Here is a 26,176-nt window from a genome sequence, read left to right on the forward strand (position 1 = left end):
ACAGGCTGCCTTATTCGGCAGCCGGCTCGTGGCCACCTTCCGGCGCGACATCGCTTTCGATGTCCGAGCCGATGGTCGCGGGCGCTTCCTCGAACGGATTCGCCAGCTGGCGAGCCGCTTCGCGTTCCGCCGCTTCCAGCGCTTCCTTGTCCTTGCGGGCAAGGTGATACGCCAGGCCGGTACCGGCGGGGATCAAACGACCCACGATGACGTTTTCCTTCAGGCCACGCAGGTCGTCGCGCTTGCCCATGATGGCGGCTTCGGTCAGGACACGCGTGGTTTCCTGGAACGAGGCAGCCGAAATGAAGGAATCCGTCGACAGCGAGGCCTTCGTGATACCCAGCAGGACGTTGTCATAGCTGGCCGGACGCTTTTCCTCGGCGACCACGCGATCGTTCTCGTTCAACAGCTCCGAACGTTCGACCTGTTCGCCAGGGATGAACTCGGTATCGCCCGCGTCGACGATGTTCACACGACGCAGCATCTGGCGAACGATCACCTCGATGTGCTTGTCGTTGATCTTCACGCCTTGCAGACGGTACACGTCCTGCACTTCGTCCACGATGTAGGTGGCCAGCTTCTCGATGCCCTGCAGACGCAGGATATCGTGCGGATCCGCCGGACCGTCCACGATCATTTCGCCCTTGTTCACCACCTGGCCGTCGTGCACCAGCACCTGCTTTTCCTTCGGAATCAGGAACTCGTGGCTGACGCCTTCCAGGTCGGTGATGACCAGACGCTGCTTGCCCTTGGTGTCCTTGCCGAACGAAACCGTACCCGTGACGTCGGCCAGCATGCCGGCATCCTTGGGCGAACGGGCTTCGAACAGCTCGGCCACGCGCGGCAGACCGCCGGTAATGTCGCGCGTCTTCTGCGATTCCTGCGGAATACGGGCGAGCACTTCACCCACGGTGACCTGCTGGCCATCGCGCACCGTGATCAGCGCGCCCACCGGGAACGAGATGTTCACCGAATGGTCGGTGCCGGCGATCTTGACCTCTTCGCCAGACTCGTTGACCAGCTTGATCTGCGGACGCATGACGATCTTGCCGCCGCGCGTCTTGGGCGTGATGACGACCAGCGTCGACAGGCCGGTGACTTCGTCCACCTGCTTGGCGACGGTAACGCCTTCCTCGATGTTCTCGAAGCGCACCTGGCCGGCGTACTCCGACACGATCGGACGGGTCAGCGGATCCCAGCTTGCGAGGCGAGCGCCGGCCTTGACGGCTTCGCCGTCGCCGACCAGCACCGTCGCGCCGTACGGGATCTTGTGGCGTTCGCGTTCGCGGCCGTTGTCGTCATGGATGACGATTTCGCCCGAGCGCGAGATCGCCACGCGTTCGCCCTTGGCGTTGGTGACGTAGCGCATCGTGCTGGCGAAGCCCACCGTACCGTTGGACTTGGTTTCCACCGCGCTGGCCAGGGCCGAACGGGAAGCCGCGCCACCGATGTGGAAGGTACGCATCGTGAGCTGCGTGCCCGGTTCGCCGATGGACTGCGCCGCGATGACACCGACCGCTTCGCCGACGTTGACCATGTAGCCGCGGCCCAGGTCGCGGCCATAGCAATGCGCGCACAGGCCGTGACGCGTTTCGCAGGTCAGCGGCGTGCGGACCTTGACTTCGTCCACGCCGATGCGGTCGATCAGGTCGACCAGGTCTTCGTCCAGCAGCGTGCCCGCCTCGATCGCGGTTTCCTGCGTATCGGGGTTGACGATATCGATCGCCGCCACACGGCCCAGGATGCGGTCGCGCAGCGGTTCGATGACTTCGCCGCCTTCCACCAGGGCCTTCATCGAGTAGCCCTGCGAGGTGCCGCAGTCGTCTTCGATGATGACCAGGTCCTGCGTCACGTCGACCAGACGGCGGGTCAGGTAACCCGAGTTCGCGGTCTTCAGCGCCGTATCGGCCAGGCCCTTACGCGCACCGTGCGTCGAGATGAAGTACTGCAGCACGTTCAGGCCTTCACGGAAGTTCGCCGTGATGGGCGTTTCGATGATGGAGCCATCCGGCTTGGCCATCAGGCCGCGCATGCCCGCCAGCTGGCGGATCTGGGCGGCCGAACCGCGGGCGCCGGAGTCGGCCATCATGTAGATGGAGTTGAACGATTCCTGGCGCACTTCTTCGCCGTGACGGTTGATCACGGGCTCGGTGGCCAGTTGTTCCATCATCGCCTTGCCGACCTTGTCGCCAGCCTTGCCCCAGATGTCCACAACGTTGTTGTAGCGTTCCTGGGACGTGACCAGACCCGACGAGTACTGCTTGTCGATTTCCTTGACCTCACGGCTGGCCTCGCCAAGGATGGTTTCCTTGGCGGAGGGGATCAGCATGTCGTTCATGGCGATCGAGATGCCGCCGCGCGTGGCCAGGCGGAAGCCCGACTGCATCAGCTTGTCGGCGAAGATCACCGTGTCGCGCAGGCCGCAGCGACGGAAGGACTGGTTGATCAGGCGCGAGATTTCCTTCTTCTTCAGGGCCTTGTTCAGGACCGTGAAGGGCAGGCCGCGCGGCAGGATTTCCGACAGCAGGGCACGGCCGACTGTGGTTTCGTAGCGGCGCACCACGGGCTGCCATTCGCCCTGTTCGTCCTTGTCGAATTCCGTCAGGCGCACGGTGATGCGGGTTTGCAGCTCGACTTCGCCGTTGTCGTAGGCGCGCTGCACTTCGGCCACGTCGGTGAAGAAGATACCTTCGCCGCGGCCGTTGATGCGCTCGCGCGTCGTGTAGTACAGGCCCAGCACGATATCCTGGGACGGCACGATGGACGGTTCGCCGTTGGCCGGGAACAGCACGTTGTTGGAGGCCAGCATCAGGGTGCGCGCTTCCAGCTGCGCTTCCAGCGACAGCGGGACGTGCACGGCCATCTGGTCACCGTCGAAGTCGGCGTTGAACGCCGCGCAGACGAGCGGATGCAGCTGGATCGCCTTGCCTTCGATCAGCACCGGTTCGAAGGCCTGGATGCCCAGGCGGTGCAGCGTCGGCGCGCGGTTCAGCATCACCGGGTGTTCGCGGATGACCTCTTCGAGGATGTCCCACACCACCGGTTCCTGGCTTTCCACCAGCTTCTTGGCCGCCTTGATGGTCGTGGCCAGACCCATCATTTCCAGGCGGTTGAAGATGAAGGGCTTGAACAGTTCCAGCGCCATCAGCTTGGGCAGGCCGCACTGATGCAGCTTGAGCTGCGGACCCACCACGATGACCGAACGGCCGGAGTAGTCCACCCGCTTGCCCAGCAGGTTCTGACGGAAGCGGCCGCTCTTGCCCTTGATCATGTCGGCCAGGGACTTCAGCTGGCGCTTGTTGGCGCCGGTCATGGCCTTGCCGCGGCGGCCGTTGTCGAGCAGCGAGTCGACGGCTTCCTGCAGCATGCGCTTTTCGTTGCGCAGAATGATTTCCGGGGCCTTCAGTTCCAGCAGGCGCTTCAGGCGGTTGTTCCGGTTGATGACGCGGCGATACAGGTCGTTCAGGTCGGAGGTCGCGAAGCGGCCGCCGTCCAGCGGCACCAGCGGACGCAGGTCCGGCGGCAGCACGGGCAGCACTTCCATGACCATCCACTCGGGCTTGATGCCCGACTTCTGGAAGCCTTCCAGCACCTTCAGGCGCTTGGAGATCTTCTTGATCTTGGCTTCCGAACCGGTGGCCTTGAGCTCGCCGCGCAGCGTTTCCACTTCGCGGTCGATGTCGATGGTGCGCAGCAGTTCGCGCACGGCTTCCGCGCCCATCAGCGCGCGGAAGTCATCGCCATACTCTTCGGTCTTGGCCAGGAAGTCGTCGTCCGACATGATCTGGCCGCGCTTGAGCGGGGTCATGCCCGGCTCGATCACGCACCAGGCTTCGAAGTACAGGACGCGCTCGATATCGCGCAGCGTCATGTCCAGCACCATGCCCAGGCGCGACGGCAGGCTCTTCAGGAACCAGATGTGCGCGACGGGGCTGGCCAGTTCGATATGGCCCATGCGCTCGCGGCGCACCTTGGCGACCGTGACTTCAACGCCGCACTTTTCGCAGATGACGCCGCGATGCTTCAGGCGCTTGTACTTGCCGCACAGGCACTCGTAGTCCTTGATCGGCCCGAAGATCTTCGAGCAGAACAGGCCATCGCGTTCCGGCTTGAACGTACGGTAGTTGATCGTTTCGGGCTTGCGGACTTCGCCGTAGGACCACGAACGGATTTTCTCGGGCGAGGCGATGCCGATCTTGATGGCATCGAACTGCTCGTCTTGAGAGACTTGCTTGAAAAGGTCGAGTAGCGCTTTCATTAGTTACGCTCCAAATCCATGTCCAGGGCCAGCGAGCGGATTTCCTTCACCAGCACGTTGAAGGATTCCGGCATACCGGCGTCGATGACGTGATCGCCCTTGACGATGTTCTCGTATACCTTGGTACGGCCCGTGATGTCGTCGGACTTGACCGTCAGCATTTCCTGCAGGGTGTAGGAAGCGCCGTAGGCTTCGAGCGCCCACACTTCCATTTCCCCGAAACGCTGGCCGCCGAACTGCGCCTTGCCGCCCAGCGGCTGCTGGGTAACGAGCGAGTACGGACCGGTCGAACGCGCGTGCATCTTGTCGTCGACCAAGTGGTGCAGCTTCAGGTAATGCATATAGCCAACGGTCACCGGGCGCTCGAATTTCTCGCCGGTGCGGCCGTCGAACAACCAGGCCTGCGTGCGGATGTCGGTCAGCTGCATGCGCTGGGCTACCTCGTCGGGGTAGGCCAGTTCCAGCATCTTGGTGATTTCCTCTTCGGTCGCGCCGTCGAACACCGGCGTCGCGAACGGCACGCCGCGCTTCAGGTTGCGAGCCATTTCGATGACTTCTTCGTCGGTCAGGTCAGCGATGCGCGCACCGGTGCCGGTCGTGTTGTAGACCTTTTCCAGGTAGCCGCGCAGCGACTTGGCCTGCGCCGTACGTTCATCGCGCAGCATCTCTTCGATGCGCTGGCCCACGCCCTTGGCGGCCCAGCCCAGATGCACTTCGAGCACCTGCCCGACGTTCATCCGCGAAGGCACACCCAGCGGGTTCAGCACGATGTCGACGGGCGTGCCGTCGGCCATGTGCGGCATGTCCTCGACCGGGGTGATACGCGACACCACGCCCTTGTTGCCGTGACGGCCGGCCATCTTGTCGCCAGGCTGCAGGCGGCGCTTGACGGCCAGGTACACCTTGATCATCTTCAGCACGCCAGGAGGCAGCTCGTCGCCCTGCGTCAGCTTCTTGCGCTTTTCCTCGAATGCCAGGTCGAACTGGTGGCGCTTCTGCTCCAGCGATTCCTTGGCCTGCTCCAGCACCAGCGCATGCTGCTCGTCGGCCAGGCGGATATCGAACCACTGCCAGCGGTCCAGATCGGACAGATAGGCCTTGGTGATGGTCGCGCCCTTGGCGAGCTTGCGCGGACCGCCGTTGACGGCCTTGTTCACCAGCATCTTCTCGATACGGTCGAACTGGTCGTTTTCGACGATGCGCAGCTGGTCGTTCAGGTCCTGGCGATAGCGGCGCAGTTCATCGTCGATGATGGACTGGGCGCGCTTGTCGCGCACGATGCCTTCGCGCGTGAACACCTGCACGTCGATCACCGTGCCGGTCATGCCGGACGGCACGCGCAGCGAGGTGTCCTTAACGTCCGAGGCCTTTTCGCCGAAGATCGCGCGCAGCAGCTTTTCTTCCGGCGTCAGCTGGGTTTCGCCCTTGGGCGTGACCTTGCCGACCAGCACGTCGTCGGGGCCGACTTCGGCGCCGATGTAGGTGATGCCGGAATCGTCCAGGCGGTTCAGCTGCGTTTCCGCCAGGTTGCTGATGTCGCGCGTGATTTCTTCCGGTCCCAGCTTCGTATCGCGGGCGACGACCGTCAGTTCCTCGATGTGGATCGAGGTGTAGCGGTCATCGGCGACGACCTTTTCCGAGATCAGGATCGAGTCTTCGAAGTTGTAGCCGTTCCAGGGCATGAACGCGATCAGCATGTTCTGGCCCAGGGCGAGTTCGCCCAGGTCCGTCGACGCGCCGTCGGCCAGCACGTCGCCCTTGGCGACCTTGTCGCCGCGAGCCACGATGGGACGCTGGTTGATGTTCGTGTTCTGGTTCGAACGCGTGTACTTGATCAGGTTGTAGATGTCCACGCCGACTTCGCCCGCGACGTTTTCCTCGTCATTGACGCGGATCACGATGCGGTCCGCATCGACGTGATCGACCACGCCGCCACGCAGCGCCTGCACGGTGGTGCCGGAGTCGACCGCCACGGTGCGTTCGATGCCGGTGCCGACCAGCGGCTTTTCCGGACGCAGGCAAGGCACGGCCTGGCGCTGCATGTTGGCGCCCATCAGCGCGCGGTTCGCGTCATCGTGTTCCAGGAACGGAATCAGCGATGCGGCGACCGACACGATCTGCGACGGCGCAACGTCCATGTAGTGCACGTTGGTCGGCGACGTCAGCATGGTTTCGCCCGCTTCGCGGCACGCCACCAGGTCGTCGACGAAACGGCCTTCGGGGTCCAGCGCCGCGTTCGCCTGCGCGATAACGTAGTGGCTTTCCTCGATGGCCGACAGGTAGTCGATCTGGTCGCTGACCTTGCCGTCGATGACCTTGCGATACGGCGTTTCCAGGAAGCCGTATTCGTTCAGGCGCGCATATAGCGCCATCGAGTTGATCAGGCCGATGTTCGGGCCTTCCGGCGTTTCGATCGGGCAGACGCGGCCATAGTGCGTGGGATGCACGTCGCGCACTTCGAAGCCGGCGCGTTCGCGCGTCAGGCCGCCCGGGCCCAGTGCGGAGACACGGCGCTTGTGCGTGATTTCCGACAGCGGGTTGGTCTGGTCCATGAACTGCGACAGCTGGCTCGAACCGAAGAACTCCTTGATCGCCGCGGAAATCGGCTTGGAGTTGATCAGGTCGTGCGGCATCAGGTTTTCAGTCTCGGCCTGGCCCAGGCGTTCCTTGACCGCGCGTTCCACGCGCACCAGGCCGGCGCGGAACTGGTTTTCCGCCAGTTCGCCGACGCAACGCACGCGGCGGTTGCCCAGGTGATCGATATCGTCGATCTGGCCACGGCCGTTACGCAGCTCGACCAGCACCTTGATGGTGGCGAGGATGTCCTCGTTGGTCAGCGTCATCGCACCGGTGATGTCATCGCCGCGACCCAGGCGGCTGTTGACCTTCATGCGGCCCACGCGCGACAGATCGTAGGTTTCCTCGCTGTAGAACAGGCGCTGGAACAACGCTTCGACGGCCTCTTCCGTGGGCGGTTCGCCAGGGCGCATCATGCGATAGATGGCCACGCGCGCCGCCATCTGGTCGGCGGTTTCGTCGGTGCGCAGGGTCTGCGAGATGTACGGACCACGATCCAGGTCGTTGGTGTACAGCGTCTGGAATTCCTTGATGTCGGCGGCGCGCAGGGCGCTCAGCACGCTTTCCGTGATCTCGTCATTGGCGTGCGCGACGACCTCGCCGGTGTCGCCATCGACGATGTTCTTGGCCAGCACGCGGCCATACAGGAATTCTTCCGGCACGGAGATGCGTTCGATACCGCCGGCGGCCAGGTCGCGCAGGTGCTTGGCGTTGATGCGCTTGTCCTTTTCGACGATGACCTTGCCCGACTTGTCATTGATGTCGAAGCGGGCCATTTCGCCCTTCCAGCGCTCGGGGATGAATTCCATCATCGCGCCTTCGCCTTGCAGATCGAAGCGATCGAAGTCGAAGAACTCGCTGAGGATGCCTTCCGGCGTCATGCCGATGGCCTTCAGCAGGATCGTCACCGGCATCTTGCGGCGACGGTCCACACGGAAGAACAGCACGTCCTTGGGATCGAATTCGAAGTCCAGCCAGGAACCGCGGTAGGGAATCACGCGGGCCGAGAACAGCAGCTTGCCCGAGCTGTGCGTCTTGCCGCGATCGTGTTCGAAGAACACGCCGGGCGAACGGTGCAGCTGGGACACGATCACACGCTCGGTACCGTTGATGACGAACGAACCGGTGCCCGTCATGAGCGGAATTTCGCCCATGTAGACTTCCTGTTCCTTCACTTCCTTGACGGTCGGCTTGCTGACTTCGCGATCGAGCAGGACGAGACGAACCTTCGCGCGCAGGGGCGACGCGTAGGTCAGGCCACGTTGCTGACATTCCTTGACATCGAACACCGGTTCGCCCAGCACATAGCTGACGAACTCCAGACGCGCCATTCCGTTATGGCTGACGATGGGGAAAATAGACGAGAATGCCGCCTGTAGACCATCGTTGGCCCGCTGCGACGGGGGCGTTTCCGCCTGCAGAAAAGTTAGGTAGGATTGAAGCTGTGTCGCCAGCAGAAAAGGAACGTTCTGGACGTCCTCACGCTTGGCGAAACTTTTGCGGATGCGCTTTTTTTCGGTGTACGAGTAAGGCATGAGCACTCCGACTCGAGGTTACTTGGGCCGTAAACCACGGCCCGGGGTGATGCGACGCTGATACGACTCCAGGAAACCCCACTGAACCCCACTGCCAACTAGGGTTTCCTGGAAACGCAAAAGCCCGGGGACGGCAAACAGCGCTGTCCCCGGGCAACTGGCAAAAGGTCTTATTTGACTTCGACCTTGGCGCCAGCTTCTTCCAGCTTCTTCTTCGCGGCTTCGGCGTCAGCCTTGGCGATGGCTTCCTTCACCGGCTTCGGCGCGCCGTCGACCAGATCCTTCGCTTCCTTCAGGCCCAGGCCCGTCAGTTCGCGAACGGCCTTGATGACGCTGACCTTGTTCGCACCGGCTTCCGTCAGGATGACGGTGAACTCGGTCTGCTCTTCAGCAGCAGCGGCGCCGGCGCCACCAGCGGCGGGGGCAGCCACGGCCACGGCGGCGGCAGCAGCCGACACGCCAAACTTCTCTTCCATATCCTTGATCAGCTCGGACAGCTCGAGCACGGTCATGCCAGCGATGGCGTCAAGGATTTCAGCTTTGCTAAGTGCCATTTTTCAAGAACTCCAGATTTTGGTAATGCCAGGTTCGGTGTCGCTTCGTCGACAACGATTTTCCGTAAGGGCAGGCTTTACGCCGCGGCCTTCTGATCGCGCACGGCGGCGAGGCCACGAGCGAACTTGGTCGGAACTTCGTTGAGCGTACGTGCAAATTGCGCAATCGGGGCTTGCATGGTGCCCATCAACTTCGAGATCAACTCGTCGCGCGAAGGCAGCGTGGCCAGGGCCTTGACGCCTTCTTGGTTCAACAGGTTGTTGGGCAGCGAGCCCCCCTTGATGACCAGCTTGTCGTTGGTTTTTGCGAAGTCGGAGAGCACCTTGGCCGGCGCGACCGGATCAGCGCTGATACCGTAGATCAGCGGACCGGTCAGCTGCTTGGACAACGACTCGAAAGCCGTGCCGTCCACAGCGCGACGAGCCAGCGTGTTCTTCAGAACACGCAGGTACACGCCCGATTGACGCGCAGTCTTGCGCAGTACGGTGACAGAGGCGACGTCCAGACCACGGTACTCGGCGATAACAATCGATTGTGCCTTGGCGACTTGCGCCGAGACTTCCTCGATTACCACCGCTTTCTCTTGGCGATTGAGACTCACGGTTTGAACACTCCATCAAAAGACGTTTCAGGCGGGGGCCCGGAACGTCAACCGAATGCGGCGACCTGGTCGAGTTCTTATAAAGAAATCTTCCATGGGACGCCGTCTACGCTGGATCCGAACCGTGCGGGCTTCGGGATTAAGCTCGCCGCCCGCGTTGGCGTCCTGCTTGCGCAGGACCCATTGCGAGACGGCTTGCTCCAGCGGTCTTTGACAGCAACGTCCGGACGGATCCGGACGCAGCCCAAAGTTCTGTAAAGCCATCCCGGGACCAGGCCTTGAGTCCAAGGCCGGGAACCCGGTGAGCCGGCTATCAGGCAGCCGGCGTCGTCAGCGAGGCGATTTCCACGCGCGCGCCGCCGCCCATCGTGGACGACACGGCCAGCTTGCGCAGATACACGCCCTTGGCGGCAGCGGGACGCGCCTTGTTCAGCGCATCGACCAGAGCGGCCAGGTTGGTTTGCAGCTGTTCCACGCCAAAGGAGGCACGACCGATGGTGGCATGGACGATACCCGCCTTGTCCGTGCGGTATTGCACCTGGCCGGCCTTGGCGTTCTTGACCGCGGTGACCACGTCAGGCGTGACCGTGCCGACCTTGGGGTTGGGCATCAGGCCGCGCGGACCCAGGATCTGGCCCAGGGCACCGACGACGCGCATGGTGTCGGGCGACGCGATGACCACGTCGAAATCCATCTGGCCACCCTTGATGCGTTCGGCCAGGTCTTCCAGGCCGACGATGTCGGCGCCGGCGGCCTTGGCGGCCTCGGCCTTGTCGCCCTGGGCGAACACGGCGACGCGCACGCTCTTGCCGGTACCGGCGGGCAGCACCACGGAGCCACGAACCAGTTGGTCGGACTTCTTGGGATCGATGCCCAGCTGCACGGCCACGTCGACGGATTCGTCAAACTTGGCGGTGGCGGTTTCCTTGATCAGGTTCAAGGCTTCGTTGACCGGGTACAGCTTGGTACGGTCGATCTTTTCGCGCAGTGCGGTAGCGCGCTTGGACAGTTTTGCCATGATCAGATCCCCTCAACCGTGATGCCCATGCTGCGGGCGCTACCGGCGATGGTGCGCACCGCCGCGTCCAGATCGCCCGCCGTCAGGTCGGGTTCCTTGGTCTTGGCGATTTCCTCGGCCTGGGCGCGCGTCAGCTTGCCGACCTTGTCGGTATGCGGCTTGGGCGAACCCTTCTGCACGCCGGCTGCCTTCTTGATGAGGACCGTCGCGGGCGGGGTCTTCATGATGAAGGTGAAGCTCTTGTCCGCGAAGGCGGTGATCACCACCGGAATCGGCAGACCGGGCTCCATGCCCTGCGTCTTGGCGTTGAACGCCTTGCAGAATTCCATGATGTTCAGGCCGCGCTGACCCAGCGCCGGACCGATCGGGGGAGACGGGTTAGCCTTACCAGCCGGCACTTGCAGCTTGATAAAGCCGACGATCTTCTTCGCCATGCTTTGCTCCTTGCGGGTTCAAACGCCCGCGGTCAACGCGGGCTCCCCGGGGGATTGAGGGTTGATACAGCAGTAATCAGGTCTTTTCGACCTGACTGAAATCCAATTCGACAGGCGTGGCGCGACCGAAAATGGTCACCGACACCCGGACCTTGCTCTTTTCGTAGTTGACTTCTTCGACGTTGCCGTTGAAGTCCGCGAACGGGCCTTCCTTCACGCGCACCATTTCGCCCACTTCGAACAGGATCTTGGGGCGCGGCTTTTCCACGCCTTCTTCCATCTGGGACAGAATCTTTTCGACTTCCTTCTCGGAAATCGGCGACGGCCGGTTGCCCGAACCACCCAGGAAGCCGGTCACGCGATTGGTGTTCTTGACCAGGTGCCACGTTTCGTCGGTCAGATCCATTTCGACCAGGACATAGCCCGGGAAAATCCGACGTTCGGAAATCGACTTCTGGCCGCCCTTCATTTCGACGACTTCTTCGGACGGCACCAGGATGCGGCCGAAGGAGGTCTGCAGGCCGGCCCGCTCGATACGTTCGAGCAGCGCCTTGTGCACACTTTTTTCCATGCCGGAATAAACATGGACGACATACCAACGTTTGCTCATGTGCCGTCCCTTATTTCCAGCCCAGCAGCAGGCCGTAAATGATCCACTCGATGCCTTTATCGAGCACCCACATGAAAATGCCCATGATGGCCACGAACGCGAAAACGATGCCCGTCATCTGGGTCGTTTCCTTGCGCGTGGGCCATGAGACACGCTTGACTTCGTTGTAGGACTCGCTGGCGAAACTGAGGGTACGGCGTCCCGGTTCGCTGAACCAGGCGATGGCGGCGGCCACGATGAGGCCGCCGACGAATACCCCGATGCGAGCAGCCATGGGCTGTGCGCTCAACACCGAGAATCCAACGATTCCAGCAATGATGACAAGCACCGCCAGGGCAAGTTTCAACCGATCGGCGGTACTGGTTACGGTTTCGATGCTGGTATTAGACATTTTGCGCAGCAAGCACGCCGTAGATGCGCAGCTTGCAAAGATTTCCGGCAGGCTGGGGAGAGGAAGGCGGGCTGGCAGGGGCAGTAGGAATCGAACCTACAACCTTCGGTTTTGGAGACCGACGCTCTGCCAATTGAGCTATACCCCTCTAGTCACGTGCCACTGTGGACATCCACACAAGGAGAATGCAACACAGCCAGCTAGAGACCCTGACCTTCGTTTCCCGGGATTCGCCGGGGATTTCGCCGGTGGTTCGCCCCTGGTTCTGGATGACCGAACCAAAAACGAAGGATGGAACCTTGCGGAACCATCCATAATACTACTTTTTTCGCCAGCGTGTCCAGCGAATTTCGGGGCGGGGATCAGAAAATCCCACGCCCCGAGCGGCGTCGTGAATTACTTGAGGATCTTGGCAACCACGCCGGCGCCCACGGTACGGCCGCCTTCGCGGATGGCGAAGCGCAGGCCTTCTTCCATGGCGATCGGCGCCAGCAGCTTGACCACCATCGACACGTTGTCGCCCGGCAGGACCATTTCCTTGTCCTTGGGCAGCTCGATCGTGCCGGTCACGTCCGTCGTGCGGAAGTAGAACTGCGGACGATAGCCGTTGAAGAACGGCGTGTGACGGCCACCTTCTTCCTTGGACAGAATGTACACCTCGGCGTCGAAGTCCGTGTGCGGCGTGATCGAACCCGGCTTGGCCAGCACCTGGCCACGCTCGACGTCTTCACGCTTGGTGCCGCGCAGCAGAATACCCACGTTGTCACCGGCCTGGCCCTGGTCCAGCAGCTTGCGGAACATTTCCACGCCCGTGCAGGTCGTCTTCACCGTCGGCTTGATACCGACGATCTCGATTTCCTCACCAACCTTCACCACGCCGCGTTCGATACGGCCAGTCACCACCGTGCCGCGACCCGAGATCGAGAACACGTCTTCCACCGGCATCAGGAACGCACCGTCGACCGCGCGCTCCGGCGTCGGGATGTACGTGTCCAGCGCTTCGGCCAGCTTCAGAATCGCCTGCTCGCCCAGCTCGCCCTTGTCGCCTTCCAGCGCCAGCTTGGCCGAACCCTTCACGATCGGCGTATCGTCGCCCGGAAAGTCGTACTTGCTCAGCAGCTCGCGGACTTCCATTTCCACCAGTTCCAGCAGCTCGGCGTCATCCACCATGTCCGCCTTGTTCAGGAACACGATGATGTACGGCACGCCCACCTGGCGGCTCAGCAGAATGTGTTCACGCGTCTGCGGCATCGGGCCGTCAGCGGCCGACACCACCAGGATCGCGCCGTCCATCTGCGCCGCGCCCGTGATCATGTTCTTCACATAGTCAGCGTGGCCCGGGCAGTCAACGTGCGCGTAGTGACGCGACTCCGTTTCGTATTCCACGTGCGCCGTGTTGATCGTGATACCGCGCGCCTTCTCTTCCGGCGCCGCGTCGATCTGGTCGTACGCCTTCGCTTCGCCGCCGAACTTGTTCGACAGCACCGTCGTGATCGCCGCCGTCAACGTCGTTTTGCCGTGGTCCACGTGACCGATCGTACCCACGTTCACGTGCGGCTTGGTACGTTCAAACTTGCCTTTTGCCATGGCTGACTCCTGACTGGATGTGCGGATCTGACTGAAGTGAAGACAAATGCGTGGTGCCCATGACGCGGATCGAACGCGTGACCTCTCCCTTACCAAGGGAGTGCTCTACCACTGAGCCACATGGGCGTTTAAAACTGGTCCTGCAAATGCCCGGCCGGAACTGCAAGGCCGCGCACCTTAGAAAACCTGGAGCGGGTGAAGGGAATCGAACCCTCGTCGTAAGCTTGGAAGGCTTCTGCTCTACCATTGAGCTACACCCGCGGCGTACCGTTCCCCATCCTGCTCACCGCTGTCGCACCAGACCGCTGCGCCTGCGCGGACCCGCCTTCCGGCCGACGTGTGACGGACGCACCCCCCAGACACTGCAAATCCAGGCCGACTTCGCCTGGATTCCTGGTCGTGGATTCCTGGTAGTGCCTTGTAGCGCCTGTATTGCGAGGATCCTGTCGGAACCCCTGCCAGGCTCAATAGCCACCATAGGCACATGAGGACTGCATCAACATACACACGCACGACCTGCAAGCTACTGGCTGTTCGCCGGTCCTCGTTCGCGCGGTCTCTGGTGGAGGGGATTGGATTCGAACCAATGTAGGCGCAAGGCCAACAGATTTACAGTCTGCCCCCTTTAACCACTCGGGCACCCCTCCAGCGGAGAACTTGAAATTATGGTGACTTTCGGCGCGGGTGTCAAATCGCCCGCGGCAAGAAACGGGCCAGGGCTGCATGATGAAGCGCCGCCGGGCGCTCAGGCCATCGCCGGCGCGGGTTTCTCGTCCAGGCGGCCGGCCACGGCGGCGCGGAACAGCGCGGCGTACTGGCCGGCATCGAGCGGCACGGGATTGGTGGCGGCCGATGGATCCGCCGCGGCCATGCGCCCCACCCGTTCCGCCTCGCTGTCGTCCAGTCCGATCGCCGACAGGGTATGCGGGATGCCGATGCGTTCGCGCAGCGACAGGATCCATGCCTGCACGCCTTCGGCGGACGCGGCCGGCAGCGCCAGATAGCGCGCCAGGGCGGCCAGCGGCGCGCGGATGGCCTGCGCGTTGGCCTGGACCACGTAGGGCATGAGTATCGCGTTGAGCAGGCCGTGATGCGCGTCGTAGAGCGCGCCCAGGGGATGCGCGAGCGCATGCATCGCCCCCAGGCCGCGCTGGAACGCCGTGGCGCCCATGCATGATGCGACCAGCATGTGATGGCGCGCCGCCAGATCCTCGCCGTCCGCCACCACGCGGGGCAGGTGGTGATGGATCAGGCGCATGCCTTCCAGCGCGATGCCGGCGGCCATGGGGTGGTACATCGGCGAGCAATATGCTTCCAGGCAATGGGACAGGGCATCCATGCCCGTGGCGGCCGTGACCTTGGCCGGCAAACCGGTCGTGAGGGCCGCGTCCAGGATGACCGCCGCCGGCATGATGCGTGGATGGAAGATCAGGCGCTTGAGCCTGGCCTGCTCATCGGTGATGACGGCGACTCGGCCGACTTCCGAACCGGTGCCGGCGGTGGTCGGCACGGCCACGACCGGCGCCATGCCTTCCACCTTGACGCGTCGATAGTTGTCGCCTTCGTCCTCGAAATCCCACAGCGGGCGGTCCTGGCCGGCCATCAACGCGATGGCCTTGCCGGCGTCCAGCGCCGAGCCGCCACCGAAGGCGACGACGCCATCGTGCCCGCCGCCGCGAAACGCCCGCACACCGGCGTCGACGTTGGCCTCGGTGGGATTGCTCTTGATGTCGTGGAACACCGCGCAAGCCAGCCCCGCGTCGCCGCAGGCGGCCAGCACGCGCTCCAGCATGGGCAGGGCCGCGATGCCCGGATCGGTGACGATCAACGGCTTGCGCATGCCCAGCCCGCCGCACAACTCAGGCAATTCGGCGATGCGTCCCGGGCCGACCTTGATCGCCGTCGGGTAGTTCCAATTCACGTGGGGCAGATCCATGGCTATCTCTCGTGCTGAAAGCGCTCGTCCAGGCGGCGTTCGCCGCGATACCGGTGCCTACATCGCGCGCAGGTGGAAGGACTTGGGTTGCGTCAATTGCTCATAGCCGAGCCGCGACAGCGATACGCCGCGACCGCTGTCCTTGACGCCGGTCCAGGCCAGGCCCGGGTCCAGGTAGTCGCAGCGATTCATGAAAATGGTGCCCGCGTGAACCTGCCCGCCGATGGTCACGGCGGCATCGCGATCGCGTGTGTAGATCGCGGCGGTCAGGCCGTAATCGCTGTCGTTGATCAATGCGACCGCGTCGTCGTCGCCATCCACCGGCATGATGCCGACCACCGGCCCGAAGCATTCCTCGCGCATCACGCGCATGGTGTGGTCGACGCCGGTCAGGACAGCCGGCGCGACGTAGGCGGTGTCGTCGCGCGCGGCGGGGAAGTAGGCAGCGTCGGCCGCGTTGCGCGCACCCATGTCCAGTGCGTCGGCGACCACGTCGCGTACCGACGCCGCCGCCGATCGCCGCACCACCGGACCCAGCGTGGTTTCGGCCGCCCGCGGATCGCCGAGCACATAGCGGTTCGTCAGGTCGGCCGCCTGCTCCACGAAAGCGTCATACAGGCGGCGGGCCACGTAGATACGCTGTATGCCGCAACACGACTGCCCCGCATTGAAGAACGCGCCATCGACCAGCGATTCCACCGCGGCTTCGATATCGGCGTCGCCGCGCACGTACGCCGCGTCGTTGCCGCCGAGTTCCAGGCCTACGCCGATGAAGCGGCCGCAGGCGCTATCTTCCACCGCGCGGCCGCCGCGCACCGAACCCGTGAAGGAAACGAAACGGACCGCCGGCGCGCGCACCAGTCGCTGCGTGGTGTCGTGGTCGGCATGCACATAGGAAAACAGGCCTTCCGGCAAGCCCGCGTGCACGAACGCCTGGTGCAGCAGCTCCGCGCACAAGGGCGTCTGGTCGGAGTGCTTGAGCACCACCGCGTTGCCCGCCATGAGGGCGGGAACGATGCTGTTGACGGCCGTGAGCAACGGGTAGTTCCATGGCGCGATGGTGAGGGTCACGCCCAGCGGTTCGCGGCGGATGAAGCGATCGTGTTCGGTGCCGGGTTCGGCCGCGATGGGACGCAGCGCTTCGGGTGCGATGGCGATCATGTGGCGCGCGCGTTCGGCGAAGCCATCCACTTCCGACGGCGCATGCCGCGCGGGCCGGCCCATCTGCACAGTGATCGCCTGCGCGATGTCCTGTTTGGCGGCAAGCACCTGATCGACGGCGGCGCCAAGCAGGCGCGCGCGTTCGCCCAGATCGGCGTCGCGCCACTGCCTCTGCGCGCCCTGCGCGGCCTGCAGCGTGCGCTGTATCTGCGACTCCGTGGCATAGGGCCTGCATACCACTTCGCGGCCGTCGATGGGACTGATGGTGATTAGTTCGCTGGACATGCCTGGAGCTCCAATGGCCTCAGATGATTTCGAAGTAACGCGCCAGCTCCCAGTCCGTCACATGGCGCCGGAACATGCGTTCTTCCCACTCGCGCGTGGCGGCGTAATGATCGACGAAGAGATCGCCGAAGCAGGCCCGTGCCGCCTCGGATTGCTTCAGGCGCTGCGCGGCTTCCCATAGCGTGGTGGGCAGCTTCAAGTGATCGGGGAACTGCTGTTCATAGGCATTGCCCGTGACGGGCGCTTCGGCCCGCAATTGCTCTTCGATGCCGCGCAGCCCTGACGCAAGCGCCGCCGCCACGGCCAGATAAGGATTCGCATCCGCCGCGCCGATACGCAGCTCCACGCGTTGCGACTTGTCGCTCCCGGGAATGACGCGCAATGCCGTCGTGCGGTTTTCGACGCCCCAGGTCGCATCCAGCGGCGCCCAGAATCCGGGCACCAGGCGAGAGTAGCTGTTGATGGTCGGCGCGTACAGTGCCATGAATTCCGGAAGATAGCGCTGCAGGCCCGCGACGAAGGCGCTCTGGGTGGCGCCGACGCCGTGCGGCTGCGCGGGATCGAGGAATGCCGACTTGCCGGTGGCGCGGTCGCGCAGCGATAGATGGATGTGGCCGCTCTGGCCGGAATGGTGATGCGACCATTTGGCCATGAAGGTCGCCATCAGCCCGTTCTGCTGGGCCAGCGCCTTGGTGAAAGTCTTGAACAGAAAGCCCTTGTCCGCGGCCGCCGCGGCGCGGTCCACGGCGAGCGCGGCTTCCAGCACGCCCGGACCCGTTTCCGTATGCAGGCCTTCGATGGGCATGTTCATGCACTCGGACAGTTCCAGCAGCTGGCGATAGAAGTCGCTATTGACCGTGCTGCGCAACATGGAATAGCCGAAGTTGCCGGGCGTCCAGGTCCGCAGGTCGCGATAGCCTTTTTCGCGCGCGGACTGCGGGGTTTCCTGGAACATGAAGAATTCGTATTCCAGTGCCGCATATGCGTCGTAGCCCATGTCCTCCGCGCGCTGGATGACCCGCTGCAGGAGTTGCCGCGGACAGACTTCCGCCGCCGGGCCGGTGAAGTCCGCCAGGAACAGCAGCATGTCCTCTCCGCCATATCCCTGTTCCAACGGCAGCCGGCGGCAGGTGGCCGGATCGATGCGCATCTGCGCGTCCGGGTAGGCGGTGTGCCATCCGGTGTAGCGCCCATTGTCGTAGAGCTGGTCTTCGACGTCCCAACCGAACACGACGTCGCAGAACGCCAAGCCGGAATTCAGCGCCGACAGGAATTTTTCCTTGCGCAGATACTTGCCGCGCATGACCCCGTCGATATCCGAAAGACCGACCTTGATATGGGTCAGCGCGCTGGACTGGACCAGCCGTGCGGCGTCGTCCGCGTTTTTTACCCCTTCTGCCTGCATGGTGCGACCCTCCCTGGCTGAGTCGAAACCATAAGCGTCGCGGCGACGAGGCGGCACTGGTGTGGCCGTCTGTGGCCTTGTGTGAAGCTTTGTGTATCGGGCGTCCGGCGGGCGGCCGCCCGCGATCGAGTCTGGACACCTCGCCGCAAGTTTGCAAACATAGCCCCGACGCAATGAGACGGGTCATCATGTGGCAGGAAGAACGGTATCAGCGGATACGCAAAATGCTCGAGGCCATGCGTAGCGTGTCGACGGATCGCATCATCGATGAACTGGGCGTATCGCGCGAAACCGTGCGGCGCGATCTGATCGCATTGGAAGAACTGGGTGCATTGCGTCGGTCCCACGGCGGCGCGGTACTGCCGGAGGACGTCGCACCGGGCACCGGCCCGCGCCCGACGGATGGCCGTCATGCGCGCAGTATCGCGCGCGCGGCGGCCGCCAGCCTGTCCAACGAGCAGACGGTGTACATGGAGGCCGGCCCCATGGCGGCGCAGCTGGCCGACGCCCTGGGCGTCCTGCATGGCATCACGCTGATCACGAACTCCTTCGAAGCCGCCACGCGGGTGGCAACCGGCGAGGACCATGCCGCGCACGGCAACCGCGTGTTCGTGCTGGGCGGCGCGGTATTGCCGACCCTGGCTGGAACGCAGGGGGACCGCGCGATCGCGGAAATCCACCGTTACACCGCGGACGCCGCCCTGCTCTTCCCTACGGGCTTCGACGCCCGGCATGGTGCAACGCACGCCGACCTTGCGCACGCGGAGCTGGGACGCGCGATGGCGGCCAATGCCAGCCGCATCCTGGTGATCGCCGAAGACGCCAGCATCGCCATCAACGCGCGGGCATCCTATTGCGCGGCCGATCGCGTCGCCATCCTCATCACCAACCGCAAATCCGAGGCCAAGGAAGGCTATGACATGCTGGCCGGCGCGGTCGGCAGCGTCGTGCTGGCGTGACGCCGTGGCGCCGAGCGCCTGTCAACCGGCCCCTGTCCTGCCGGGCCTCAGGCGTCTTCGAAGCAGCGGCATAGCGCTGCGCGGTCCGAGGTGGTCATCAGGGCCAGCATCAGCAGCACGCGCGCTTTTTCGGGATTCAGATCGCCCGCGGCGATGAAGCCCAGGCTATCGTCGTTCACCTCGACGTTGCGGGCCACGCGCCCGCGCCGGGTGCGGGACGCGCGCACGACCGCGACGCCCCGCGCGGCCGCCCTGGCCAGCGCTTGCAAGGCCGCCGCGCTGGCGTTGCCGTCGCCCACGCCGGCCATCACCAGTCCCTGGCAACGATCGGCCATGAAGTCGATCACGTCCACCTGCATATCGGCATGGGCGTAGACGATGCCGACGCGCGGCCACTGCTCGGGCGGCGGCAAGGCCGCGGTGCGCCAGGGCACGCTGGGCGGCGACGAAGGGAGCCCGCGATGGAAGCATGGCGCGCCCGCCTGCATGACGCCGGCGCGTCCGCGATCGGGTGAGGCGAACGCGGCAAGTCCGGTGGCTGCGCCTTTCTGCACGCCGCGCGCTTCGTGGATGTCTTCGTTCATCACCACCAGCGCGCCGCGTCCGCGCGCGGATTCATGCCCGGCCAGGGCCACCGCCGCATATAGATTGGCGGGCCCGTCGGCGCCCAGGGCGGTGGCCGGACGCATGGCGCCGGTCAGGACCAGCGGCTTGCCGGATGGCATGGTGAGGTCGAGGAAATACGCGGTTTCCTCGAGCGTATCCGTGCCGTGCGTGACCACGATGCCGTCGATGTCGCCATCGGCCATCAGTGCGCGGATGCGCGTCGCCAGCGCATGCCACACCGCGTGGTTCATATCCTGGCTGCCGACATTGGCGATCTGTTCCGGCCGCAGCTCGGCGATGCCGGCCAGCGCCGGCACGGCCGCCAGCAAGGTGGCGATGTCGTAAGAACCCGCGACGTAACCCACACCCTGCTGCGGCATGTGCGCGCCGGCAATGGTGCCGCCCGTCGCCAGGACCGCGATGGCAGGCAGGCCCGCGCGTTCAGGCATTGTCGAGGACGCCAGACAGGCCCTGTTTTTCCAGCAGGGCGTTGAGATGGTCCCAACCGTGGAAATCGATGACGATCTGGCCGCGCTCGCGCGCGCCTATCTTCAGGCTGACGCGGGTGCCCAGGAAATCCGAGATCGCCTCTTCCAGGCGCGCGACGTCGCGCGAACTCCCGATGCCTTTCTTGCGAACGACGGGATCCGATTCCTTCGCCGCCTTGGCGACGAGCTTCTCGGCCTCGCGCACGGACAGGCGCTTGGCAATGACCTGGTTCGCCAGCTGTATCTGCGTGGCGCCGTCGACGGCCAGCAGGGCGCGCGCATGCCCCATGTCGATATCGCCGGCGAGCAGCATGGTCTGCACCGCGGGAGCGAGATTCAGCAGCCGCAGCAGATTGCTGGTGGCGGATCGCGAGCGGCCGATGGATTGCGCGGCCTGCTCATGCGTCAGGCCGAATTCGTCCAGGAGGCGTTTGACCCCCTGCGCCTCTTCCAGCGGATTCAGATCCTCGCGCTGGATGTTTTCGATCAGCGCCATCACCGCGGCGTTTTCGTCCGGCACCTCGCGCACCAGCACCGGGACTTCCTTCAATCCCGCCAGTTGCGCCGCGCGGAAGCGACGTTCGCCCGCAATGATTTCATATTGGCCCATGGCGCCGTCGCTCAGCGGCCGGACCAGGATGGGCTGCATGATGCCCTGCGTGCGTATGGATTCCGCCAGCTCGTTCAGCGCGCCTTCGTCCATGCGCGTGCGCGGCTGATACTTGCCGGCGCGCATCACGGTGACCGGCAGCACATTGGGCGGTCCTTCCGGTTTGGGCGCGCTCTTGCCCAACGTTTCGATGGCGGGCATGTCGGCGCCGAGCAGGGCGTCAAGTCCGCGCCCGAGTCCTTTTGGTTTTTTGGTGGCCATAAGAAGATATTCCCAGCGTGCCGGTCGGGCCGCTCATTCGTGTTGATGCGTACGGTACCAATAGGTGTACCGGTCGGAGAAACCCAGCGATGCATAGAGCCGCCGCGCGGCGGCATTCCCCTGCTCGACCTGCAGATATGCGCGGGCGGCGCGGGCGACGTCGAACAGGCGGTGCATGATCTGGCGCGCATATCCGCGCCGCCGCGATCCTTCATCCACGACCACGTCGAAGACGCCAGCGAGGTCGCCATCGATCACCGCCATGCCCGTCGCCACGGTGCGGCCTTCATCGTCGCGTGCGACCAGCCTGACGCAGGGCACGGCCACGGTGGACAGGCGCTGCCGATGTTCCATCACATGTTCCGCCGCGGAGCCGCGCAGCATGCCGGCGATCGTCGCGAATCCGTCCGCGTCGGCCTGCTCGTATCGTAGCGTGCCCGGCGCCGCTGGATCGGGTGTCCCGCGCAGGGACGCAACCATGACGGCGTTCTCGGCATAACGATGCCATCCGCGCCCGGCGAGCTGCTCATCCAGGCCAGGGTCGGGGCTGGCCGATGTCAGGCGGAAGATCAGCGGCTGCCGCGCGCGACGGTAGAGCTCGCCGCAGAACCCCAGCTTTTCTTCCAGATCCCGATAGGGGGTGGCGATCACATTGATGCTGCGCGCGCGCTTGGCGATCGACGGCGCCCAGCGCACCAGCCAGCCATCGTAGAGCATCTGTTCGCGCACGGCCGTGGCATTCAGCGCGGCTTCTTCGACGCGCAACGCCAGCGCGTCGACGCTATCGACGGGACCGGATGACGGAATGGCGGCAACGGCGCACACGGCGTCAGTCCACCAGGGCCTGCACGCGTTCGATCATCTCCGCGCCAAAGGATATGTATGCCTGCGCACCGCGCGAGGCCCGGTCATACACCACCCCGGGCATGCCATAGCTGGGCGCCTCTGCCAGGCGCACGTTTCGCGGCACGACAGTGGCGAAGACCTTGTCGCCGAAATGCGCCTCGAGCTGCGCGGACACCTGCTGCTGCAGCGTCATGCGGGGGTCGAACATGACGCGCAACAAACCGATGACGCGCAGTTGCGGGTTGATGTTGCGGTGTACGCGCTTGATGGTGTTGACCAGGTCGGAAAGGCCTTCCAGCGCGAAGTATTCGCACTGCATTGGAATGATGACGCCATGCGCGGCGGCAAGGCCGTTCAAGGTCAACAGCGACAGCGTCGGCGGGCAATCGATCAGGATGAAGTCGTATTCCTGTGACACCGTGTCCAGCGCATGCCGCAACTGGCGTTCGCGCTCTTCCATCTGCACCAGATCGATTTCGGCGCCCGCCAATTCACGGTTGGCGGGAAGCACGTCATATCCGCCGACTTCGGAACGCACACGCGCGTCGGCGATGGTGGTGTCGCCGATCAGCACCTCGTACAGATTGGACTTCAGCCCTGCCTTGTCGATACCGCTGCCCATGGTGGCGTTGCCCTGCGGGTCCAGATCGACCAGCAATACGCGCTTGCCATGGGTGGCCAGGCCTGCCGCCAGGTTGATGGCCGTGGTCGTCTTGCCGACCCCACCCTTCTGGTTCGCGATGCAGAAAACGCGGGCGGTTGTACTGGGCTCAGTTTGGTTCATGGATTTCCTTGACTACCTGCGCCATCGCGGCGCATCCATATCAGGCATCGTTGCGCGTCGAGTTCAGGAACAGAGACCGGGTCGATACGAACGACGCGCCACGCGTGTCCGGCATGCAGCTGCTCGATTTCGTCGTCCGGGACTTTGCCCTTCAGGGCCAGCAGGGTACCACCGGGGGCGACGTGCTGTCCCGCAAGACGGGCGAAGTCCTGCAGGGAAGCGAAAGCGCGCGAGGTCACGACGTCGCAGCCGCCCGCCGAGAGTTGTTCCACCCGCTGATGCAGGGCGGCCAGATTGGGCAGCGCAAGCGCGGCCGCGACCTGGCGGACGAAGGCGGTCTTCTTCTCGACCGCGTCGATGCAGGTGATGCGCCAGCCTGGCCGCATGATGGCCAACACCACGCCAGGCAGGCCGGCGCCCGCGCCGACGTCGTAAAGCTGGCCATCGGGCGGCATCGCGCCGTCCAGCGGGGCCACCACGGCCAGGCTGTCGAAGAGATGCTGGACCAGCATCTGGGCCGGGTCCCTGACCGCGGTGAGGTTGTAGGTACGGTTCCACCGCTGGAGCAGCTGCAGATAGCCCAGCAGCCGGGCGGCCTGCTCATCAGTCAGGGCGAGTCCCAGCGCCGCGCAGGCTCGCCTGAGCCTGGCGTCGTGGTCGCCCTGTCCCGATACCTGCGCCGGCGTCATGCGGCGCGTTTGCGCGAGCCGTAGTGCAGGCGCTTGAGGTGGATCAACAGCAGGGAAATGGCGGCGGGCGTGACGCCGGATATCCGCGCGGCCTGGCCTATGGTTTCTGGCCGGTGCGCCTTGAGCTTCTGGCGGACCTCGAAGGACAGGCTGAGCACGGCGTCATAGTCCAGATCGTCGGGCAGGCGCTGGCTTTCGTGCGCCATGTGCTTCTGCACTTCGTCCTGCTGCCGGGCGATATAGCCCGCGTACTTGACCTGGATTTCCACCTGCTGGGCGGCGTCGCCGTCCGCCAGCCCCGGCCCACCCACGAGGGTGCCATCCGGCAGCGCGGCGGCCATCAAGGCTTGATAGCTGACATTCGGGCGCTTCAGCAGGTCTGATAGTGAGTACTCACGTTCAATCTGTTGCCCCAGCAGCGACTCGGCGACTTCCTGGGGCAGGTTCCGCGGCGTCACCCAGCTGGAGCGCAAACGCTGCACCTCCGCTTCGACCGAATCACGCTTGCGTTGGAAGGCTTCCCAGCGAGCATCATCGACCAAGCCGAGCTTGCGGCCGGCTTCGGTCAATCGCATATCCGCATTATCTTCGCGCAAGCTGAGGCGGTATTCCGCCCGTGACGTGAACATGCGATAGGGCTCGGTGACACCCCGCGTGATCAGGTCGTCCACCAGCACGCCCAGATAGGCCTCGTCGCGACGCGGCGTCCACTCTTCCCTGTCCTGGGCCGCCAGCGCGGCGTTCAAGCCAGCCAACAGCCCTTGCGCGGCGGCTTCTTCGTATCCGGTGGTCCCATTGATCTGGCCCGCGAAATAGAGCCCCGAGATGGCGCGGGTTTCCAACGTGGACTTGAGGCCACGCGGATCGAAATAGTCGTATTCGATCGCGTAGCCAGGACGCAGGATGTGCGCACTCTCCAGCCCAGGCAGGGAGTGGATCAATTCCAGCTGCACATCGAAAGGCAAGCTGGTGGAGACACCGTTGGGATAGACCTCGTGAGTGTCCAACCCTTCCGGCTCCAGGAACACCTGGTGGGAGGCCTTGTCGGCGAACCGATGGATCTTGTCTTCGATGGAGGGGCAGTAGCGGGGTCCGATACCTTCGATGACCCCGCTATACATCGGGGACCTGTCCAGTCCGCCGCGAATGATGTCGTGCGTGCGGGCGTTGGTGTGCGTGATCCAGCAAGGGAGCTGGCGCGGGTGCAGGGCCGCGCCGCCCATGAAGGAAAACACCGGGATGGGATCGAGGTCGCCGGGCTGCTCCTCCAGCACGCTGTAATTGATGGTGCGGCCGTCAATGCGGGGAGGCGTGCCGGTCTTCAAGCGGCCCTGCGGCAGCCTGAGTTCCTTCAGGCGCTGACCCAACGTCGTGGCGGGAGGATCGCCCGCACGCCCGGCCGTGTAGTTCTGCAGGCCGACGTGAATCAGGCCATTCAGGAAGGTACCCGCGGTAAGCACCACCTTCCTGGCACGAAACTTCAGGCCGATCTGGGTAACCGCGCCCACGACACGGTCGCCTTCCACCATCAAGTCGTCAACGGCCTGTTGGAACAGCCAGAGATTGGGCTGGTTCTCCAGCCGGGTGCGGATGGCCTTGCGGTATAGCACCCGGTCCGCTTGCGCCCGCGTCGCGCGGACGGCGGGGCCCTTCGAACCATTGAGTATGCGGAACTGGATTCCCGCCTCGTCCGTGGCCAGGGCCATCGCACCACCGAGCGCGTCGATTTCCTTGACCAGATGCCCCTTGCCAATGCCGCCGATGGACGGATTGCAGGACATCTGACCCAAGGTCTCGATGTTGTGGGTCAGCAAGAGGGTCTTGGCGCCCGTGCGGGCCGATGCCAATGCCGCTTCCGTGCCGGCATGGCCACCACCTACCACGATGACGTCGAATTCGCGCGGATAATCCATGGTACTGAAGAGAAGAAAGAGCTTTTAAGGGGCAATTATAGAGGCTGACGCCCTTACGAGTGTTTCTCGTGAAACTTGCTAATCGGCTGGTCGGTCGGTTTACACGGTCTGTTCCACGTGAAACAACGCCGTACGCGGGGAACGTCAACGCCCGAGCACCGAGACATCAGCGGGACTCATGTTCCTGATGTTTCACGTGGAACATCCCCTAGATCACGGTAGATCGTGAATGGCCTGAGCTCTTGTATGACTATAGATACTTGGATAGGTAGCGTCGTACGCCATTCCTCCCACCGTGGCCAACGCGCGACGGCTCCAGCTCCAAGCCGATTACCCAGTTCAGCGACCGTACATGCGTGAAGAGGATTATGTTCCACGTGGAACGTAGATCGGTTCTCCTAAGCCGTTTGAATCAAGCGCGTACATGGTGAGAACAAAACGGAGGAGAAGTCCCTGCGCCCGGCTGCTCACAGCAGGCGAATCAAAGGTGCAAAGCGTGACTCTGAAATCCGAGGAAAAGGCGACGCCGGGCGCCCAGCCGGAGGCCGAAACGACAAGGCGGCCACACCCTCGGCAAACGAGCTATCCACAGATGTACCCACAGCCGCGCCCCGCGCCGGGATCACTACTTCACCGCTGGGGATAGTTTTGTGAACAACCGTCAACC

General features: G+C 64.0%; 19 protein-coding genes and 4 tRNA genes. 1 reads left to right on the forward strand and 22 read right to left on the reverse strand.

Features of this window, described 5'->3' with window-relative positions:
• Window positions 1–10 precede the first annotated feature (10 nt).
• The 16 genes from rpoC to CAL26_RS26685 form a co-directional block, all read right to left on the reverse strand.
• The gene (rpoC, locus tag CAL26_RS26610) at window positions 11–4,258 is read right to left on the reverse strand and encodes a DNA-directed RNA polymerase subunit beta' (protein WP_094849590.1); all 4,248 of its coding nucleotides are present in this window, start codon (window positions 4,256–4,258) and stop codon (window positions 11–13) included.
• A complete protein-coding gene (rpoB, locus tag CAL26_RS26615) occupies window positions 4,258–8,370 on the reverse strand; it encodes a DNA-directed RNA polymerase subunit beta (protein ID WP_094849591.1) in 4,113 nt (1,370 codons plus the stop codon). The genes rpoC and rpoB overlap by 1 nt, the downstream gene beginning before the upstream one ends.
• Window positions 8,371–8,540: 170 nt before the next feature.
• Window positions 8,541–8,924 carry a 50S ribosomal protein L7/L12 gene (gene rplL, locus CAL26_RS26620; protein ID WP_094849592.1) on the reverse strand — a complete coding sequence of 128 codons (384 nt, stop codon included), beginning with the start codon at window positions 8,922–8,924 and terminating at the stop codon, window positions 8,541–8,543.
• A 77-nt stretch (window positions 8,925–9,001) separates the two neighbouring features.
• On the reverse strand, window positions 9,002–9,526 hold the full coding sequence (gene rplJ, locus CAL26_RS26625) for a 50S ribosomal protein L10 (protein ID WP_086067551.1): 525 nt from the start codon (window positions 9,524–9,526) through the stop codon (window positions 9,002–9,004).
• 313 nt (window positions 9,527–9,839) lie between these two features.
• Window positions 9,840–10,544, reverse strand: coding sequence for a 50S ribosomal protein L1 (gene rplA / locus CAL26_RS26630; protein WP_094849593.1), 705 nt, complete (start codon window positions 10,542–10,544; stop codon window positions 9,840–9,842).
• A 2-nt stretch (window positions 10,545–10,546) separates the two neighbouring features.
• On the reverse strand, window positions 10,547–10,978 hold the full coding sequence (gene rplK / locus CAL26_RS26635) for a 50S ribosomal protein L11 (RefSeq protein ID WP_066641826.1): 432 nt from the start codon (window positions 10,976–10,978) through the stop codon (window positions 10,547–10,549).
• 76 nt (window positions 10,979–11,054) lie between these two features.
• Complete coding sequence (nusG, locus tag CAL26_RS26640; RefSeq protein ID WP_086059100.1) at window positions 11,055–11,588, reverse strand: transcription termination/antitermination protein NusG; 534 nt, start codon at window positions 11,586–11,588, stop codon at window positions 11,055–11,057.
• 10 nt (window positions 11,589–11,598) lie between these two features.
• Window positions 11,599–11,979 carry a preprotein translocase subunit SecE gene (gene secE, locus CAL26_RS26645; protein WP_094850105.1) on the reverse strand — a complete coding sequence of 127 codons (381 nt, stop codon included), beginning with the start codon at window positions 11,977–11,979 and terminating at the stop codon, window positions 11,599–11,601.
• Between the two features lie 72 nt (window positions 11,980–12,051).
• Window positions 12,052–12,127: transfer RNA gene (locus tag CAL26_RS26650), tRNA-Trp, on the reverse strand.
• 248 nt (window positions 12,128–12,375) lie between these two features.
• Window positions 12,376–13,566: an elongation factor Tu gene (gene tuf / locus CAL26_RS26655; protein WP_094849583.1), complete on the reverse strand. Its 1,191-nt coding sequence runs from the start codon at window positions 13,564–13,566 to the stop codon at window positions 12,376–12,378.
• A 51-nt stretch (window positions 13,567–13,617) separates the two neighbouring features.
• A tRNA-Thr gene (locus CAL26_RS26660) sits at window positions 13,618–13,692 on the reverse strand.
• A gap of 61 nt (window positions 13,693–13,753) precedes the next feature.
• Window positions 13,754–13,827: transfer RNA gene (locus CAL26_RS26665), tRNA-Gly, on the reverse strand.
• A 299-nt stretch (window positions 13,828–14,126) separates the two neighbouring features.
• Window positions 14,127–14,213 (reverse strand) — tRNA-Tyr (locus tag CAL26_RS26670).
• Between the two features lie 98 nt (window positions 14,214–14,311).
• On the reverse strand, window positions 14,312–15,502 hold the full coding sequence (locus CAL26_RS26675) for an iron-containing alcohol dehydrogenase (RefSeq protein WP_094849594.1): 1,191 nt from the start codon (window positions 15,500–15,502) through the stop codon (window positions 14,312–14,314).
• Between the two features lie 57 nt (window positions 15,503–15,559).
• Window positions 15,560–16,948: an aldehyde dehydrogenase family protein gene (locus tag CAL26_RS26680; protein WP_094849595.1), complete on the reverse strand. Its 1,389-nt coding sequence runs from the start codon at window positions 16,946–16,948 to the stop codon at window positions 15,560–15,562.
• A gap of 19 nt (window positions 16,949–16,967) precedes the next feature.
• A complete protein-coding gene (locus CAL26_RS26685) occupies window positions 16,968–18,353 on the reverse strand; it encodes a glutamine synthetase family protein (protein WP_094849596.1) in 1,386 nt (461 codons plus the stop codon).
• A gap of 188 nt (window positions 18,354–18,541) precedes the next feature.
• Here CAL26_RS26685 and CAL26_RS26690 point away from each other — a divergent pair, with 188 nt between their 5' ends.
• Window positions 18,542–19,312, forward strand: coding sequence for a DeoR/GlpR family DNA-binding transcription regulator (locus tag CAL26_RS26690; protein WP_094849597.1), 771 nt, complete (start codon window positions 18,542–18,544; stop codon window positions 19,310–19,312).
• A 47-nt stretch (window positions 19,313–19,359) separates the two neighbouring features.
• On the opposite strand, the gene CAL26_RS26695 is transcribed toward CAL26_RS26690, so the two are convergent.
• From CAL26_RS26695 to mnmG, 6 genes are read right to left on the reverse strand one after another with little or no spacing between them, the layout of a single operon-like run.
• Window positions 19,360–20,367, reverse strand: a complete 1,008-nt coding sequence (locus CAL26_RS26695; RefSeq protein ID WP_094849598.1) for an asparaginase — start codon at window positions 20,365–20,367, stop codon at window positions 19,360–19,362.
• Window positions 20,360–21,277, reverse strand: coding sequence for a ParB/RepB/Spo0J family partition protein (locus CAL26_RS26700; protein ID WP_094849599.1), 918 nt, complete (start codon window positions 21,275–21,277; stop codon window positions 20,360–20,362). The genes CAL26_RS26695 and CAL26_RS26700 overlap by 8 nt, the downstream gene beginning before the upstream one ends.
• Before the next feature lie 33 nt (window positions 21,278–21,310).
• Window positions 21,311–22,102: a GNAT family N-acetyltransferase gene (locus tag CAL26_RS26705; protein WP_256988595.1), complete on the reverse strand. Its 792-nt coding sequence runs from the start codon at window positions 22,100–22,102 to the stop codon at window positions 21,311–21,313.
• 4 nt (window positions 22,103–22,106) lie between these two features.
• Window positions 22,107–22,907 carry a ParA family protein gene (locus tag CAL26_RS26710; protein WP_094849600.1) on the reverse strand — a complete coding sequence of 267 codons (801 nt, stop codon included), beginning with the start codon at window positions 22,905–22,907 and terminating at the stop codon, window positions 22,107–22,109.
• Window positions 22,904–23,596: a 16S rRNA (guanine(527)-N(7))-methyltransferase RsmG gene (gene rsmG, locus CAL26_RS26715; RefSeq protein WP_094849601.1), complete on the reverse strand. Its 693-nt coding sequence runs from the start codon at window positions 23,594–23,596 to the stop codon at window positions 22,904–22,906. Before rsmG ends, CAL26_RS26710 begins: the two co-directional genes overlap by 4 nt.
• Window positions 23,593–25,509, reverse strand: a complete 1,917-nt coding sequence (gene mnmG, locus CAL26_RS26720; protein ID WP_094849602.1) for a tRNA uridine-5-carboxymethylaminomethyl(34) synthesis enzyme MnmG — start codon at window positions 25,507–25,509, stop codon at window positions 23,593–23,595. The genes rsmG and mnmG overlap by 4 nt, the downstream gene beginning before the upstream one ends.
• Window positions 25,510–26,176 lie beyond the last annotated feature (667 nt).

The organism is Bordetella genomosp. 9 (assembly GCF_002261425.1).
GTDB lineage: Bacteria > Pseudomonadota > Gammaproteobacteria > Burkholderiales > Burkholderiaceae_B > Bordetella_C.

Coding starts and splice junctions, on each gene's coding strand:
- rpoC (WP_094849590.1), bottom strand. CDS start 4,258: ATGAAAGCGCTACTCGACCTTTTCAAGCAAGTCTCTCAAGACGAGCAG.
- mnmG (WP_094849602.1), bottom strand. CDS start 25,509: ATGGATTATCCGCGCGAATTCGACGTCATCGTGGTAGGTGGTGGCCAT.
- CAL26_RS26675 (WP_094849594.1), bottom strand. CDS start 15,502: ATGGATCTGCCCCACGTGAATTGGAACTACCCGACGGCGATCAAGGTC.
- nusG (WP_086059100.1), bottom strand. CDS start 11,588: ATGAGCAAACGTTGGTATGTCGTCCATGTTTATTCCGGCATGGAAAAA.
- rsmG (WP_094849601.1), bottom strand. CDS start 23,596: ATGACGCCGGCGCAGGTATCGGGACAGGGCGACCACGACGCCAGGCTC.
- CAL26_RS26680 (WP_094849595.1), bottom strand. CDS start 16,948: ATGTCCAGCGAACTAATCACCATCAGTCCCATCGACGGCCGCGAAGTG.
- rplL (WP_094849592.1), bottom strand. CDS start 8,924: ATGGCACTTAGCAAAGCTGAAATCCTTGACGCCATCGCTGGCATGACC.
- rpoB (WP_094849591.1), bottom strand. CDS start 8,370: ATGCCTTACTCGTACACCGAAAAAAAGCGCATCCGCAAAAGTTTCGCC.
- rplK (WP_066641826.1), bottom strand. CDS start 10,978: ATGGCGAAGAAGATCGTCGGCTTTATCAAGCTGCAAGTGCCGGCTGGT.
- rplA (WP_094849593.1), bottom strand. CDS start 10,544: ATGGCAAAACTGTCCAAGCGCGCTACCGCACTGCGCGAAAAGATCGAC.
- tuf (WP_094849583.1), bottom strand. CDS start 13,566: ATGGCAAAAGGCAAGTTTGAACGTACCAAGCCGCACGTGAACGTGGGT.
- CAL26_RS26695 (WP_094849598.1), bottom strand. CDS start 20,367: ATGCCTGAACGCGCGGGCCTGCCTGCCATCGCGGTCCTGGCGACGGGC.
- secE (WP_094850105.1), bottom strand. CDS start 11,979: ATGTCTAATACCAGCATCGAAACCGTAACCAGTACCGCCGATCGGTTG.
- CAL26_RS26690 (WP_094849597.1), top strand. CDS start 18,542: ATGTGGCAGGAAGAACGGTATCAGCGGATACGCAAAATGCTCGAGGCC.
- CAL26_RS26710 (WP_094849600.1), bottom strand. CDS start 22,907: ATGAACCAAACTGAGCCCAGTACAACCGCCCGCGTTTTCTGCATCGCG.
- CAL26_RS26685 (WP_094849596.1), bottom strand. CDS start 18,353: ATGCAGGCAGAAGGGGTAAAAAACGCGGACGACGCCGCACGGCTGGTC.
- CAL26_RS26700 (WP_094849599.1), bottom strand. CDS start 21,277: ATGGCCACCAAAAAACCAAAAGGACTCGGGCGCGGACTTGACGCCCTG.